The sequence below is a fragment of the Paraconexibacter sp. AEG42_29 genome (genome assembly GCF_040581415.1).
Taxonomy (GTDB): Bacteria; Actinomycetota; Thermoleophilia; order Solirubrobacterales; family Solirubrobacteraceae; genus Paraconexibacter.
In genome coordinates this window covers 3,186,984-3,202,408 of the sequence record NZ_CP114014.1, presented here as the reverse complement: position 1 = coordinate 3,202,408, position 15,425 = coordinate 3,186,984, and the positions used below count along the sequence as shown (strand labels likewise).

Sequence of the window (15,425 nt, the reverse complement as noted above, 5' to 3'; positions counted from 1 at the left end):
GGCCGGCGGCTAGGCGTAGGCGCCGCTGAGGGTCGCCTTCAGGGCGTCGATCACCTCGGCGGAGCCGTGCTCGCGCAGGACGTCGAGCGGCCGGGCGCCCTCCAGGAACCCGTTGGCGGTGGTCATCCAGTCCATGACGACCTTCGGGTGCCAGGACTGCACGGCGAGGGCGAGGACGTGGTCGAGGTCCAGGAGCCGGGCCGCCACCTCGGCGCTGGGCACCTCCTTGCCCGACCGCCAGCGGGAGGGCTGGCTGGGGGAGACGCCGAGCGTCCGTGCCAGCACGTTGACGCCGCCGACGGTGTCGATGAGGAACTGCGCGCGCTCGGCGGCACGCCAGGTCTGGGGGTCCTTATCGGCTACCGCAGCGAGCCGCGCGGGGCGGGGGGACGGCTTGCGGGACTTCGGGGCGGCAGCGGTGCTCATCGGTTCATCTTACCCAACGCTATCGTTGCGCGCAACGGATCTGTTGGGCGGCCGTCCCGCCTAGCGGGACGATTCCAAAGGCGGCGCGGGCTGACACGGCCGGTGCCGTGCAGACGCGAGTGGGCCTCGGAGCGGCGTAAGCCCAACGGTGTGGCAGCACCAGGTGTCGGAAAACGACATCTGGTGCTGCCACACCGGGTGAGCGGCCAGGCTGTGGCAGCGCGTCAGGCGCGACCAAGGACTGCCACCGTCGCCGACTGCGGTCGGGGCGCCCGAATGTGCCCGGGCCGCGACGGTCCTCAGCCCGTCGTGCAGGGGACCCGCGGTGCGGTCGGGTCGCGCCGCTACGTTCCAGGGGTGCACGACGCGCTCGCCCAGCTTGCCGAGGTCTTCGCGAATCCCGGCGCGCCTGACGCCTCCCGCCGCCTGGACACCGTCCGCGCCGCCTGGAAGCAGCTGGACAAGGCCGAGCGGGCCGCGCTGACGCCGCTGGCCAAGCTGGCCGCCGAGCGCGTCGCCGCAGCCGAGGAGGCTGCCCGCCCGTCCTTGTTCGACGCTCCCGCCGCGGCAGCCACCACTCCGCCGGTCGCCGCGGCGCCGACCGCCCCCGTGCCCGCCCACCGCGATCCCGTCCCGTCCGCGCCCGCGTCCGCGCCCGCGCCCGCGCCGGCCGACCACGGGCCTGCACCCGCAACGACCGCGTCCCCGAGCGACGAGGACGACTACTTCGCCTACCTGGCGACCGTCGAGGACGGTTCCGCAGGGTCCGGCGGCGAGGATTGGGGGTCGGCCCCCGCCTGGGAGGGCGATTCCGCGGAATCACCGGTCCCCGCCGGCCCGCCGCCGGAGCGCGCCTCGCTGGCCCACGTCACGCCCGACTCGCTCCTGGCGCACCTCGGCCTGGAGTCCTTCCGTCCCGGGCAGCGCGAGGCGGTCCAGGCCGCCCTCGACGGGCGCGACTCGCTCGTCGTCATGCCGACCGGTGGCGGCAAGAGCCTCTGCTACCAGCTCCCGGCGCTCGCGGGTAAGGACCTGACCGTCGTCGTCTCACCGCTGATCGCCCTCATGCGCGACCAGTGCCAGCGCCTGACGGACCTCGGGCACCCGGCCGTGATGCTGGCGTCGGGTGGGGACGGGGACAGCAACCGCCGCGCGCTCGGCGCCATCCGCGACGGCACCGCCAAGGTCGTCTTCGCCGCACCCGAGCGGTTTGCGTCCGGCGTGTTCCGGAACGCCCTGCGCACGCGGGCTCTCGCGCTGTTCGTCGTCGACGAGGCGCACTGCGTCAGCGAGTGGGGCCACGACTTCCGGCCGGACTACCTGCGCCTGGCGGCCGTCATCGCCGAGCTCGGCCATCCGCCGGTCATGGCCTGCACGGCGACCGCGACGCCGAAGGTTGCGGACGAGATCGTCGCGCGGCTGGCGCTGCGCGAGGCCGAGCGCGTGCGCTCCGGCTTCGACCGGCCGAACCTGTCCTTCGACGTGCTGCCGTTCGACGGCGAGGGCTCGGTCGCCCGCAAGCGCGCCACGCTGGTTGCCGGTGTGTCCGACCCGGCCAACCGCCCGGCCGTCGTCTACTGCGGCACGCGCAAGAGCACCGAGGAGGTCACCGACATGCTCGCGGCCGCCGGCCTGAACGCCGTCGGTTACCACGCGGGCATGTCCGGGGACGTGCGCGCCCGGCGCCAGGACACCTTCATGCGCGGCGACGCGGACGTCGTCGTCGCCACGAACGCCTTCGGCATGGGCGTCGACAAGGCCGACGTGCGCTCGGTCTGGCACTGGGCGCTGCCGTCCTCGCTCGAGGCCTACTACCAGGAGGCCGGGCGTGCGGGCCGCGACGGCGAGCTGGGGCGCGCGGTCCTGCTCGCCTCGCGGTCGGACCTCGGGCGCCTGGTCCGCTTCATCCGCGAGGCCGAGGTCACCGTCGAGCAGGTCGGCGCGCTCGTCGGCCGCCTGCGCGCGCAGGCCGGCGGGGGCGGGGCGGCCGAGGTCGACGCCGGTCAGGACCGCGACCGCATCGCGCTGGCGATCGCCGAGCGTGCCGGTGCCCTCACGCTGCAGCCGGGCGCCGGGGGCCGTCTGCGGGTGCAGCTCGCCGCGGGCGACGTCGACCATCGCGCGATCGCGCAGATGTGCCGGGCGTCGACGGACCGGCGCTGGCAGGCCTACCGATCGATCGAGAAGTACGCCGGCGGCGGGGACGTCTGCCGACGGCGTCAGCTCCTGGACCACTTCGGCGACCCCGAGGAGGGGCACCCGCTCGGCCGCTGCTGCGACGTCCACGACCCCGTCGACTGGCTGCCGGAGATCAAGGTCGCTGCGCGCAGGTCGTCCCGTAGCGGCTCGGGCTCCGCGCCCGTGGACGATGGCCCGCCCGTCGCCGACGCCGACCTCGAGCCGCTGAAGGCGTGGCGCCGCCAGCGCGCCGCGGGCAAGCCTGCGTACACGGTCGCGACGGACGCGACCCTGCGCGAGGTCGTGCGCCGCCGCCCCTCCACCGCCGACGAGCTGCTGGCGATCAAGGGCATCGGCCCCGGCTTCGTGCAGAAGCACGCCGAGGACCTGCTGGCGCTGCTGCAGGGCTGACCGCGGCCGGGGTCGCGGGCACCGTCCCGCGGTACTGCGACTCGTTGTCGGTTTGTTGCTAAACTTACAAAGTTCCGGTAGGGCAGGGGGACGCCCATGTCCCCTTACCTCGCCATCCTGCCCTCCGCGCGCCGCTACGGCGCCCTGATCGGAACGGTCGCCGCGCTCCTCGCGGCCGCACCGGCGCAGGCGTTCGACTCGGGACCGCACGGCGACATCACGGTCGACGCGATGCAGGCCGAAGGCTTCAGCAGACCGGCAGAGAGGGTCACGTGGGCGCAGAACTACTTCGTCGACTTCTACGGGCAGGCCGGCAACAACCCGTACTCCGGCCACGCGGACGCTGCGGTCGTTGTTGCGGCTCAGCCGATCCTGCCGGCCGAGTACGAGATGTGGCCGGCTGACGTCCGGCACGCGGCCGCCATCTCGCATTTCGACGCGACGGACCGCCCGGCGGGGTTCCCGACGACGGCGACCGTCGCCGCCGAGTGGCTGCGTCTGCGGGCCGCGACGTACAACCTCGTGCAGGCGGCGAAGGACAGCCGGAACGCCCTCGACCTGCTCGCGGTCATCGGGATGAGCCTTCACGAGGTGCAGGACTTCTACGCCCACAGCAACTGGGTGGAGCGGACGGGCGACGGCGGGTCGGCACCGGGGTGGGAGGAGCGGGTCGAGGGCAGTGTCCCCACGTGGTTTGACGTCCCGCGCGAGCGCCGCGGCGACGTGTACACCTCGGGCGCCCCGAACCATCGCCTACACGGGTCCTGGCAGCAGAACGGCAACGCCAAGCTCACGGACGGACTCAACAAGGACTGGCCCGGGCGCCCGCGCTACCTGGAGGCGTTCCAGACCAGCTACTTCGCCACGCGGCAGTGGGTGCAGGCCATCCGGCTCTGGCTCGACGACCCGGCGCTCTGGGCATCGGCGCAGCGGTACGTCGGCAACACGCTCCAGATCGCGGACGACATCGGGCAAGGGGTCACCGACGTCTCCCGGGCCACCGGTCGGTGGTACGGCGAGGGCGGGCCGTGCCAGCCGGGCGTGAGCTTCGACACCGGTCCCAGCTGCGGCGACGGCGAGGGCTTTGGCGGCACGCTGCTCGGTGCCCGGTCCGCCATCAAGGACTACCACGGCGACATGGCACCGTCGCTCTATCGCCGGACCTTCGAGCGGATCGTCCCGGGCCTGATCAGCAAGCCGACCAACGTCACCGAGAGCATGGTCCCGGTGCCATCGTCCCGGTCGCTCCAGGCAGCGACGCAGTTCGTGCGGCTCAGGTTCCTGTCGGTCCGCGGCTTCGACCTCGGCGACCTCCCACCCGGCGACGGCGCCGACCTCTACACACGTGCCACGATCGGCGGCCAGGACTACCTGTCGGCCATCATCGACGACCACGACCTGTTCCGCTTCCCGAAGCCCTACGCGCCCTACACCTTCGTGCGGGCCGTCAAGCGCGGCGCCGCGTACCCCTTGCCGGTGACGAGCATCAGGGTCCGCATCAACACTGGGGACGTCAGGTACGCGGGGACGAACGACGACGTCTTCCTCCGCGTCAGCCCGACCCTGCGGTTTCCCCTCGAGAAGTCGCTCTACGACGACTTCGAGCGCGGGGACAACGACGTGTACAGCGTCCCGATCGACGCGGTCGCCCGCGCCGGACTCAGCGTCGGCGACATCCGCTACGTGCAGATCGAGAAGTCCTCGGACGGCGTGGGCGGCGGGTGGCGACTCGGGCGGGTGAAGGTCGTCGTGAACGACACGTCGATCGTCGACGTGGCGGTCGACCGCTGGCTCGAGGACGACCACCGGACGTGGCGGAAGTCCATCGCGCGCAACCGACGCACCTCCAAGGCGCTGCCGGTCTGGATGGAGCTGCGCGAGGACGACTCCTTCATCTACGGCAGCGATGACCAGGGGGACATCAACAGCTTCGACAACCGCGACGCCGTCGTGCATCCGTACACCCCCGGCGCCCGCGTGCGGCGGACGGTGACCGGCGGCAACGACCTGGGCGGCGCGGGGGACCTCGGCGGCGACCAGGGCCGGGTCACCTACGAGCTCGACACCATCGTTCCGGCCATCGGCACCGGGAACCCGTTCGCGATCTCCAGCCCGCCCGGGCTGGCGCCGGTCGCCGACCCGACTCCGCCTCCGACGCCGGGGCCGGGGCCGGATGTCCCGCTGGCGCCGCCGCCGGAGCCGCCGCCCACGACGACCACCAGCCCGCCCGCAACGACCGTGACGACGCCGCCGACGACGACGACCACCACCACGACAACGACGACGCCCCCGACGACGACCACACCACCGCCGCCACCGCCGCCTCCGCTGCGGCCCGATCTCGTGCTCACCGCCCTGACGCCGTTCAGGTTCACGGTGGAGAACCGGGGCCCGGTGCGCGCAGTGGCGTTCGGCGTCACCGTCACCGGCTTCCCGACGGTCCGCGTCATGAGCCTCGCGCCGGGCGCCTCGGCCACGCTCACCTACGCCGACAAGTGCATCGCCACCGGCCACGCCGAGGGCGACGTCCTGAACGAGGTGGACGAGAGCGACGAGACGAACAACGCCCGCGACCACAAGGGCGGCTGCTGAGCGGTAGGTCGGCGACCAGGTCGGCGCGTGCTCCGCGATACTCCCGCGGCATGAGCGACGAGCGCGCCCGCCTGCTGATCGACTGCCCGGACGCCCCGGGCATCGTCGCCGCCGTCTCCGGGTTCCTGGCCGCCGCAGGGGCGAACATCGTCGAGTCAGACCAGCACTCGACCGCTGCGTCCGGCGGCCACTTCTTCATGCGGATGACGTTCGACCTGCCGCGGCTGGGCGAGCGCCTCGCCGACCTGCGGACCGGGTTCGCCGCGACCGTCGCCGACCACTTCAGCATGGCCTGGCGCCTGGTCCCCGAGTCGCATCCGCGTCGGGTGGCGATCCTGGCCTCGCGCGAGCCGCACTGCCTGCTGGACCTGCTGTGGCGCGCGGAGCGGGGGACGCTGGGCGGCGAGGTGACCGCGGTGATCTCGAACCATCCCGACCACCGCGACACCGTCGAGCGGATGGGGCTCACCTACCACCACGTCCCGGTGACGCGTGACACCAAGCCTGAGTCCGAGGCCGCGCTGCTGGACCTCCTGAGCGGGACCTGCGACCTGGTCGTCCTGGCCCGCTACATGCAGATCCTGTCCGGCTCGTTCCTCGCGCAGGTGGGCGTCCCGGTCATCAACATCCACCACTCGTTCCTGCCGGCCTTCGTGGGCGCGGCGCCCTACCAGCAGGCGCTCGACCGGGGCGTGAAGATCGTCGGCGCCACTGCGCACTACGTCACCGAGGAGCTCGACAGCGGCCCGATCATCGAGCAGGACGTCGTCCGGATCGATCACCGCGCCGACGTGGACGAGCTCGCGCGCCTGGGGGCGGACGTCGAGCGCCTGGTCCTGGGTCGCGCGGTCCGCTGGCACCTGGACGACCGCGTGATCGCCCACGACGGCAGCACGGTCGTGTTCTAGGGGCGGTTGCGCCCGTGGGCGTCATGCGCCCGGATGACGCCCCGCTCAGGCTGTCACGGCCGATTACGCCCATGGGCGTCATGCGCGTCGACCCACTCCTCGGCCACGATCGCCGACCCGAGTGACAGCTCCCCGCAGAGGACCGTCGCCGCGACGATCTCCGCGAGCTTGCCGACCTTGCCCGTGCCGTAGCAGTCCATCATCTCCAGACACTCGCGCTGGGTCCCAAGGCCCGTCCCGCCGCCGTACGTCGCGACGATCAGCGACGGGATCGTGATCGAGAAGTAGTAGTCGCCGTTGTCGCGCAGCTCGGCGTAGACGTACGCCGCCGAGGACTCCGCGACGTTCGCCGCGTCCTGCCCGGTCGCGATGAACATCGCCGTGATGCCGTTGGCTGAGTGCGCGCCGTTGTTGTTCACGCCGGACATGAACCCGCCGAGGTTGGACACCTGCCGCGCGCGGAACATCAGCGCGCTGTCGGAGCGCATCACGCGCTGCAGGATCTCGTTGGGGATCGTGGCCTCGGCGACGACCCGCTTGCCGCGCGTGCGCAGCATGTTGATGGTCGAGCTCTTCTTGTCCGTCGCGAAGTTCGACTCCAGGAAGTGATGCTCGATCGTGTCGTTGTTGGCCCGGATCCAGCGGCAGGCGGCCTGCGTCGCCTTGCCCGTCAGGTTCTGGCCGGCGGCGTCGCCCGTCGTGTAGTTGAAGCGCGTGTAGAGGATCCGGCCGGCCGAGTAGCGCTCGATCTCCTGCAGCTTGCCGGTGGACGTCGTCTCCTCGGCCGCGGCCTTGATCGCGTCGAAGTTCTCGTCCAGCCACTCGCCGAACGCGCGGGACTCGCGGGCGCTCGGGAAGATGAACGACGGCGCGCGCTGCATGTGGTCGGCCATGATCGTGGTGGTCACGCCGCCGGCCTCGTGCAGCAGACGCATGCCACGGTTGTAGCTCGCCACGAGCGTCCCCTCCGCGGTTGCGAGCGGGACGTAGAACTCGCCCTGCGCGTGCTCGCCGTTGACCAGCAGCGGCCCTGCGAGCCCGATCGGGACCTGCGCCACGCCGACGAAGTGCTCGACGTTGCCCGGCAGGGTCGCCGGGTCGATCGAGTAGCTGCCGACGTGGTCCAGCTTCGCCCCCGTGTGCTCCGTGACGAACGCGCGGCGGGCGGCGGCCGCGGCGTTGCTGTAGTCGTCCTCGCGGTCGCGCGGGACGGGGATGCGGGTGGGGGGCGTCGTGGGCTCCATGACCCCCGACGCTAAAGGAATCGCTGGCGTTCAGGTGAGCTTGCGGACGTGGACGCTGAACGTGGCGGTGAAGGACTCACCCGGCTGGACGTGGCGCAGGCCGTCCCCGGTCACGAGCGCGTTGGTCGGCGCGGTCATCGGCTCCCACGCGACGAACGGCTCACCCGCGGGCGCCCAGGCGTGGCCGACCGGGTAGTCGTCCCCGCCGAAACTCGCCCGCAGCTCCAGGTCGCCGCCGCGCAGGACCAGGTCCCCGTCGAAGGCGCTGTACTCGGCGTCGACGGTGCGGTCGGCGAGCGGGCCGGTCGCCCACTCGGCCGGGCGGGTGCCGCCGTCGGGGATCCCGCGGTCGTCCAGGGTCAGCTCGGTCGTGACGGGAAGGGTGACGTCGAGTTCCGCCCGCGGCACGCCGGGGAGCTGGAAGAGCGGGTGCCAGCCGAACGCGATGGGGACGGGGACGTCGCCCGTGGCGGTGAGCGTCGTGGCGACGGTCATCGCGTCCGGGGCCAGCGTCACCGCGACCTGCCAGGCGTGAGGGAAGGGGAAGACAGCGAGGATGGCCTCGTCGGCGTCGAGGGTGACGACCGCATGATCGTCCGTCTGCTCGGCGACCGTCCACGTCCGGCCGGCCAGGACGCCGTCCTTCGGCAGCCCGTTGCCGTCGAGCTTCACCGCGTCTGGATCGATGGTCACGCCGCCGTATTGCAGGCCGTCGAGGCGGTTCGCCCACGGCGCCAGCAGGGGGATGCCGAACGCCGAGCCCTTGGCCCGGTAGGCGTCCAGGCCGCCGCGCTGACCAAGGAGCTCGCCACCCCGCCAGCGCAGCGAGGCGCCGACCATCCCGTCGTCCGGAAGCCAGTCGGCCTCGAGGTCACCTGCGCGGAGCGTGATCATCGGCGAGCAGTCTCGCAGTAGGCGGAACATCGAATGGACCCCCGCGTTGTTAGGTTCACGAATGGTGCGAAGGTCCGGACGTCGATTCATGCTCACCCTGGCTGCGGTCTGCGCGGGCGCTGTCGCGCTCCCCGCCGGGGTCGCACCCGCTGCGAGCACGCGTGTTCCGGCCTGCTTCGGCGCTGCCGCCCGCGATGCCGCGCACCCGTGCAAGAACCCGGCGCTCTACTTCAGCGTCACGCCGCGCCCGGACGACGCGCTGCTGCAGCCGAGCTCGCCCTGCACGATCCTGCCGACGAAGGCGCCGCCGAGCCGGGTCTGCGCGTTCGGGGTGTCCAAGCAGCGCGCGGTCGCCACCATCGGCCTGTTGGGTGACAGCCACGCGCCGGCGTGGCGGGCCGCCGTCGATCACCTCGCGCGGGCGCAGCGCTGGCGCGGCCTGACGGTGCGCCGGTCCAGCTGCCCGTTCAGCTTCGCGCAGCACTACGTGGAGAAGGCCGCTGCCGACGCCTGCTTCGACTGGGTCCGCGCGTCGATCCGCTTCTTCGCGCACCACCCCGAGATCAAGACCGTGTTCATCGTGAACTCGGCGGCCTACCGGTGGAAGCCCGTCCGGGGCCTCGACCCGCACGCGGCGGCCGTCGAGGGCTACCGGTCGGCGCTCAGTTCGCTGCCGGCGAGCGTGAAGCGCATCGTGATCCTGCGCGACAACCCGGAGGCCGCGGGGACGACGGCCGCCTGCGTCGAGCGCGCGCGGTCACGGGGCTGGCGGCCGGACACCCGGTGCGCGATGCCGCGGGCGACGGCCCTGGAGCCGGACGAACTCGCAGACGCCGCCGCCTCCATGGGGAGCGACCGGCTGCGGACCATCGACCTGACGCGCTTCTTCTGCGACGACGCGCTCTGCTACCCGGTGGTCGGCGGCGCGCTGGTCTACAAGGACACCAGCCACATCACGATGACCTACAGCGCGACGCTCGGCCCCTACCTGCTGGCCGATTACCGCGCGCTGGGCCTGCCGCCAACGACCTAACTGCTGCTGTTTGCGCACGTAACGGGGGCGAGTTCGCCTCCGTGAGACCTAGAGCATGCAATGGATGCTCTAGGTCGCAGGGAACTCGAGCAGCAGCTGCTCGAGAAGGCAAACGGCCAGTTCGGGCTGCTCCGGTACGCGGATCTGCTCGCGCTGGGCCTCAAGCGCGGCGCGATCCAGAGCCGAATCGACGCATGCCGCCTGAACCGCGTCCACGACGGCGTCTTTGCGCTCGGCCACACCCAGCTGCGACGCGAGGCCTATTGGCTCGCGGGTCTCTGGGTCTGCGGCAAGGAGTCCGCGCTCACGCACTGGAGCGCCGCTGCGTTCCACGGCTGGCGGCTCGAGCCGCCGTCGGACGACGTCCACGTGAGCGTCACGGGCACGATCCGCAGCCGCGTGGGCCTGACCGTCCACCGTGTCAGCCGCCTCGACCGCGTCGACGTCTTCCGCGCGGACCCGTTCCGGGTCGCCCACATCCCGCGGACGCTCGTCGACCTCGCCGACGTCATGGACTGGCCGGCCTACCGGGCGCTGGCCGACTCGCTGCCGCGGCTCCCTATCCGTCAGATCCGCGCGGCCCAGCTACGCACGCCGAAGCGGACGGGACGGGGCCTGGTGACGCGCCTCATCGAGGCGGACGACGCCCATACGAAATCGGAGTTCGAACGCCGGTTCCTGCGGTTCCTCGCCGCGCACGGCCTGCCGCGGCCGGACGCGATCAACGTGAAGGTCGCGGGCCACAAGGCCGACTGCGTCTATCACTGCCGGCCGTGGCTCGTCGTCGAGCTGGACGGCCGTGCCTACCACCAGCGGCGCGCCCAGATGCGTGCCGACCGGCGCCGGGACGCCGACTACCAGCTGGCGGGCTGCCGCATCCTGCGTCTGGTCTGGGACGACCTGCGCCCCGACCAGTCGGCGATCACAGCGGACCTGCTGCGCCGACTGCTCGCCGGCGTCGCTGCGTGAGACGCAGAGCACCTATCTCATGCTCTGCGTCTCACGGAAACCGGCGCGTGGGCCGCGCCCGCCTACTTCTTCTTCGTCGTCTTGGCCTTCTTGACGGCCTTCGGGACCGACGCCTTGCGCGTCCCCTTGAACTTGCACGTCTTGGAGCCTGGGCTGAAGCCACCCTCGGGCATGGTGACCTCGGGCTGGCCCAGGAACTTGCGGATCACGTTCAGCGACGGCCGCTCGCGGTTCTCTGCGTCGACCAGGGCGGAGTCGAAGCTCGCGTCGTTCGACCCGAGGCCCCAGTTGAAGATGTAGATCCGCTTGATGCGCGGGGACAGCTTCGCGATGTTGTTGAGCAGGAAGCTCGTGGCCTTCGTCTGATGCTTCACGCCGCAGGCGGTGAACGTGTAGATCGGGCGCGGCCGGGTCGAGACGCCACCGGTCTCCGTGATCCAGATGTCCCCCTTGACGCCCTTCAAGATCGCCTTGGTGATCGTCGTCCGGTAGGTGTTCGCGTCGTTGTAGGCGTGCAGGCCCCAGATCGTCGGCTTCTTCTTCGCCTTCTTCTGGGTGAACGCGGCGAAGTCGGACGCCCACTGCAGGACGTTGGGCGAGTCCAGCAGGTCCGCGCCGAGCACGGTGCACGTCGGGCAGGCCTTGCGGAGGGCCAGCCACCAGCCGCCGACCCGCGCCGCCGTCTCCGACTCATTCGCTTCGTTCCAGGTCGAGATCTTGCTGACCTGGCCGGGCCAGCGCTTGCGCCACTTCTTGAACTCAGCGACGAGGGCCTTCTCCGACGGGCGGATGCGGATCTTGCTGGGGACGCGGGAGCGCGCGATCGTGAGCAGCGGTTCCAGGCGGTCGGCCTTCGCGCCGGCCATCCAGCGATCGGTGACCTCCAGGCTGTGCCTGTCCTTGAGGACGTCCCACGGGATGTACAGCCGCGCGTACTTGAGCTTGAGGTCCTTCAGACGCTGGTCCTGGAAGGTCTCGGGCTTCTGGTCGGCGATGCCGAGCACGGGCTTGGCCTCAGCAGCGGTGGCCGAGAAGCTCATGGCGAGCAGGAGCGGGACGAGCAGGATCAGGATGCGGCGCATGAAAGTCCTATCGGTCGAGGGACGCGGCGGTGGGAGCCGCGTCGCAAGGTAGCGAACCACGGTCGGGCCTGGTCAGAGGAAACACGCCCCACCGGACGAACGGAGCGGCGACCCCTCAGGTGACGGTCGCAGGAGCGACCGCGTGTCAGTCAGACGTCGGTCGCGACGATCTTGCGGTCCGGCCCGACGCGGAGCGTGCGCTCGCCGCGGAGCAGGGCCAGCAGCTCCTCGCCGACCACCACCCGGCGCCAGCCTTCGAGCGTCCGCACGGCGGGCTCGGGGTTGCCGTCCCGCAGCGCGACGACGATCTTCTGCAGGTCTGCGCGGGCGGCCAGCAGCTCGTACGCGACCTCGGCCTCCATCGCCCGGGTCCGGACGAGGGACTCGCCGAGCGCGATCAGCGGCGCGTCGTCCGCGTTCGGCGCCGGTCCGCGCTCTTGGTCGGACGGGATCCCGGGCTGCTCGCGTCCCCGCTCGACGGCCTCGATGATCGCCCGTCCGCGGCGGCGCAGCGTCCCCTCGTGCAGGCCGCGGATCTGCGTCAGGCGCTCCATCGACTTGGGCTTGCGCTTGGCGATCTCCACCAAAGCAGCGTCCTGCAGGACGCTCGAGACGGGACGGTCGGACTCGCGTGCCGTCTCCTCGCGCCAGGCGACGAGCTCCCGTGCGACCGCGCGGACGCCCGGGTCCATGCCGCCGATGCGGGGCAGGCGCTCGAACAGCGCGTCGACATCGCGGTCGTCGGAGATCGACTCGAGAAAGCGGCACTCCTCGGTCGCCCACTCCAGACGGCCCATCGTCTCCAGGCGCTCCTGCAGCCGGGACGCGACCTGGAGGATGTGCAGGACGTCCTCGCGGGCGTAGGCGGCCTGCTCGTCGGAGAGGGGGCGCGCGTCCCACTTCGTGAAGCTCGCGGACTTCTGCAGGCGGACGCCAAGGACCTCGTTCAGCAGCGGCTCGTAGCCGAGCTGCGCGCGCAGGCCGGCGAATCCGGCGGCGACCTGCGTGTCGAAGATGTTGGTGATCGTCGTGTCCCAGCAGCGGCGTAGGATCGCGACGTCCTGGCGGCCGGCGTGGAAGACGATCTCGACGTCCGGGTCGGCCAGGACCTCAGCGAGCGGCTGGGGGTCGAACCCGGGGCCGTCGAGCGGGTCGAGGATCCTGACCTCGGACTCGCCGTCCTCGTCGAGGGTGACGACCTGGATGAGGCAAAGCAGCGGCCGGTAGCGGCCCTCGCCCATGAACTCGGTGTCGATGCCCAGGCGGCCGGTTTCGCGGGCGCGTGCGGCGATGGCGGCGGTATCGACGGCGGACATCCGCAGCGACCCTATCTGCAGGCGCCTTTGCGGTGGCGCACGGGGACCTTTTGGGGTGGTGGCGTTCGACGTCCTGGCGGATGATGCGCAGGGGCCGGGACGACTGCCGCACGCCGGTGCGGCTCCAGGGATCCGGACGTCGATTTCCCCACGCTCAGGGACGGGGAAACCTCGCTCGTTTGCGGCGCAGCGTGGCTGTTGATGCCGAACATCCATTTCCCCGCGCGGTGGCGTGGGGGAATGGACGCTCAGCGCGGCGGGAGGGCCGTCGCGGGGTCGAGTGTCACGGGGTCCCGCGGCAGCTGCGCGAGGTCCCATGCGGCGACGAGGTCCGCGGCGCTCTGAGGGGTGCCGTCTACGCCGATCGAGCGTGCGATGAAGGTGAGGACGTCGGCGTCGGTCCAGCCCGCCGCGAGCAGCTCGCGCAGCGTCACCGCGCCGTGCCGCTTGGCCAGGCGGGTGCCGTCGGGACCGAGGACGAGGGGGACGTGGACGTAGGAGGCGGGTGGCGTCAGGTTCAGCTGAGTGGCCAGCCATGCCTGGCGCGGCGTGGTGGAGAGCAGGTCGTCGCCGCGGACGACCTCCTGGACGCCCTGGTCGGCGTCGTCGACCACCACCGCGAGGTTGTACGCATGCTCCCCGTCGGCGCGGCGGACGACGAAGTCGTCGATGGTCGCGGTCACCGTCCCGGCAAGGCGGTCCTCGATGGCGAAGGACGCGTCGTCCGCCCGGACCCGCAATGCCGGTCGGCGGCCGGCCTCCAGGTGGGTGGTGCGTGCGGCGGAGCTGAGGTGCCGGCAGGTCCCGGGATAGGCGCCTTCTGGCCCATCGCCGTGAGGCGCTGACGCCGCCTGGCGGATCTCGGCCCGGGTGCAGAAGCACTCGTACAACCGGTCGTCGCGTCCTAAGCGTGCGAGCGCCTCGTCGTAGCGCGGCGCCCGTTCGGACTGACGCATGACCGGCCCGTCGTGATCGAGGCCGAGCGCCGCAAGGTCCTCGAGCTGCGTGGCGACGAAGTGCTCACGGGAGCGCCCGCGGTCCAGGTCCTCGACCCGGACGAGGAAGGGTGAGCCCGCCGACCGCGCCATCAGCCACGCCACGAGCGCCGTGCGCAGGTTGCCCAGGTGCAGGTCGCCGCTGGGGCTGGGGGCGTAGCGGCCGACCACGTCTGCGCTGCTCTACGCCCGTGCGGCAGCGGTCTCGAGGCGCTGGGCCCGGCGCGCCGAGCCGCGGGCGGCGATGCGGCGGCTCGCGTCCTGGGCGGGCCGCTCAACCCAGCGCCAGCTCGCGCCGGCGACGAGCAACGTCACCGGCAGCGCGACCGCCACGGCGCCGGTCGTGAACAGCGGCAGCAGCTCCTGCGCGCGCAGGAAGAGCATCACAGGCACATGCCAGAGGTAGATGCCGTAGGAGAGCTCGCCGACCTTGACCATCGGCTTCGTGCTCAGCCAGCGGGGCGCCTGCGTTGCCGCCGCGACGGCGAGCAGGACGAGCGCGAAGCCCGTCGCCGCGGGCAGGTCGCGCCAGATGCGCAGCGCCTGGTCGTGCGAGCCGCGCGTGGCAGCGTCCCCCGCCCAATACGCGTTGCCGAAGACCAGCACGGCGCCGGCGCCGAGCAGCGCGTAGGTGGCGGGCTTGCGCAGGCGGCGGTCGTACGCCAGCACCGCGGCGAGCATCCCGACCGCGAAGTAGGGCAGGTACGCGGGGAGGACCTTCGAGACGATGGGGGACAGGCCCGTCTCATCGGAGAGCGAGTAGTTGTAGGCGACGCCGACCGCCAGGAGGACGAGCGGCGCGAGCACAACGCCGACCTTCCGCCCCTTGACCGCGAGCACCCCCGCGAGCGGCAGCAGGACGTAGAACGTCGCCTCGACCGCGAGCGTCCAGCTCGGCGGGTTGAGCTTCAGCAGCGTGTTCTCGTTGAAGTTCTGTCCGAAGACCCCGAACAGCCACAGGTTGCCCGCGTCCGGCAGCCGGACACCGGGCGTGTCGGCCGACCGCCACAGCAGGGCGATTGAGCCGGCGATGGCCAGCCAGTAGGCAGGCAGGATGCGCCCCGCCCGCCGGATCGCGTACCCGCGGACAGACGGCCCGGGCTTGTCGCCCATCGCGCTGCGCACCCAGGCGCCGTAGAGCAGGAACCCGCTCAGGACGAAGAACAGCACCAGGCCGAGCCGGAGCTCGTGCCACCAGTAGTCGCTCGTGGTCGACTTACGACCTGAGCTGACAGTGGGCAGCGTGTACAGCCAGGCGTGGTAGACGAGCACGCTGATCGCCGCGACCGCCCGCAGGCCGTCGAGGGCGTGCTGGCGTGGGGGACCGCTGGAGGGCGCGCTGCTCGCCACGCGGTCAAGCTAGCAGCGCGCTCGGGT

General features: G+C 71.9%; 12 protein-coding genes. 5 read left to right on the top strand and 7 right to left on the bottom strand.

What is annotated here, in order from left to right:
• Positions 1-9 precede the first annotated feature (9 nt).
• Entirely contained in the window at positions 10-426 is a 417-nt protein-coding gene (locus tag DSM112329_RS15590) for a hypothetical protein (RefSeq protein WP_354697475.1), read from the bottom strand.
• A gap of 357 nt (positions 427-783) precedes the next feature.
• Here DSM112329_RS15590 and DSM112329_RS15585 point away from each other — a divergent pair, with 357 nt between their 5' ends.
• From DSM112329_RS15585 to purU, 3 genes are all read left to right on the top strand, one after another.
• Positions 784-3,015 carry an ATP-dependent DNA helicase RecQ gene (locus DSM112329_RS15585; protein ID WP_354697474.1) on the top strand — a complete coding sequence of 744 codons (2,232 nt, stop codon included), beginning with the start codon at positions 784-786 and terminating at the stop codon, positions 3,013-3,015.
• A 96-nt stretch (positions 3,016-3,111) separates the two neighbouring features.
• Complete coding sequence (locus tag DSM112329_RS15580; RefSeq protein WP_354697473.1) at positions 3,112-5,607, top strand: PLAT/LH2 domain-containing protein; 2,496 nt, start codon at positions 3,112-3,114, stop codon at positions 5,605-5,607.
• Positions 5,608-5,657: 50 nt separating this feature from the next.
• Positions 5,658-6,515, top strand: coding sequence for a formyltetrahydrofolate deformylase (gene purU, locus DSM112329_RS15575; RefSeq protein ID WP_354697472.1), 858 nt, complete (start codon positions 5,658-5,660; stop codon positions 6,513-6,515).
• Positions 6,516-6,568: 53 nt separating this feature from the next.
• On the opposite strand, the gene DSM112329_RS15570 is transcribed toward purU, so the two are convergent.
• Positions 6,569-7,759, bottom strand: a complete 1,191-nt coding sequence (locus tag DSM112329_RS15570; RefSeq protein WP_354697471.1) for a hydroxymethylglutaryl-CoA reductase — start codon at positions 7,757-7,759, stop codon at positions 6,569-6,571.
• A 30-nt stretch (positions 7,760-7,789) separates the two neighbouring features.
• Positions 7,790-8,653, bottom strand: a complete 864-nt coding sequence (locus DSM112329_RS15565) for an aldose 1-epimerase (protein WP_354697470.1) — start codon at positions 8,651-8,653, stop codon at positions 7,790-7,792.
• An 88-nt stretch (positions 8,654-8,741) separates the two neighbouring features.
• On the opposite strand from DSM112329_RS15565, the gene DSM112329_RS15560 reads away from it, so the two are divergent.
• Positions 8,742-9,686, top strand: coding sequence for an SGNH hydrolase domain-containing protein (locus DSM112329_RS15560; protein ID WP_354697469.1), 945 nt, complete (start codon positions 8,742-8,744; stop codon positions 9,684-9,686).
• 60 nt (positions 9,687-9,746) lie between these two features.
• The gene (locus tag DSM112329_RS15555) at positions 9,747-10,655 is read left to right on the top strand and encodes a hypothetical protein (RefSeq protein WP_354697468.1); all 909 of its coding nucleotides are present in this window, start codon (positions 9,747-9,749) and stop codon (positions 10,653-10,655) included.
• Positions 10,656-10,717: 62 nt separating this feature from the next.
• Here DSM112329_RS15555 and DSM112329_RS15550 read toward each other — a convergent pair whose 3' ends face one another.
• The 4 genes from DSM112329_RS15550 to DSM112329_RS15535 form a co-directional block, all read right to left on the bottom strand.
• On the bottom strand, positions 10,718-11,737 hold the full coding sequence (locus tag DSM112329_RS15550) for a hypothetical protein (RefSeq protein WP_354697467.1): 1,020 nt from the start codon (positions 11,735-11,737) through the stop codon (positions 10,718-10,720).
• A 149-nt stretch (positions 11,738-11,886) separates the two neighbouring features.
• Positions 11,887-13,053, bottom strand: coding sequence for a ribonuclease D (locus DSM112329_RS15545; RefSeq protein ID WP_354697466.1), 1,167 nt, complete (start codon positions 13,051-13,053; stop codon positions 11,887-11,889).
• Between the two features lie 248 nt (positions 13,054-13,301).
• Positions 13,302-14,219 (bottom strand): tRNA glutamyl-Q(34) synthetase GluQRS, encoded by a 918-nt coding sequence (gene gluQRS / locus DSM112329_RS15540; RefSeq protein ID WP_354697465.1) that lies wholly within the window; start codon positions 14,217-14,219, stop codon positions 13,302-13,304.
• Positions 14,220-14,231: 12 nt separating this feature from the next.
• Positions 14,232-15,398, bottom strand: coding sequence for an acyltransferase (locus DSM112329_RS15535; protein WP_354697464.1), 1,167 nt, complete (start codon positions 15,396-15,398; stop codon positions 14,232-14,234).
• Positions 15,399-15,425 lie beyond the last annotated feature (27 nt).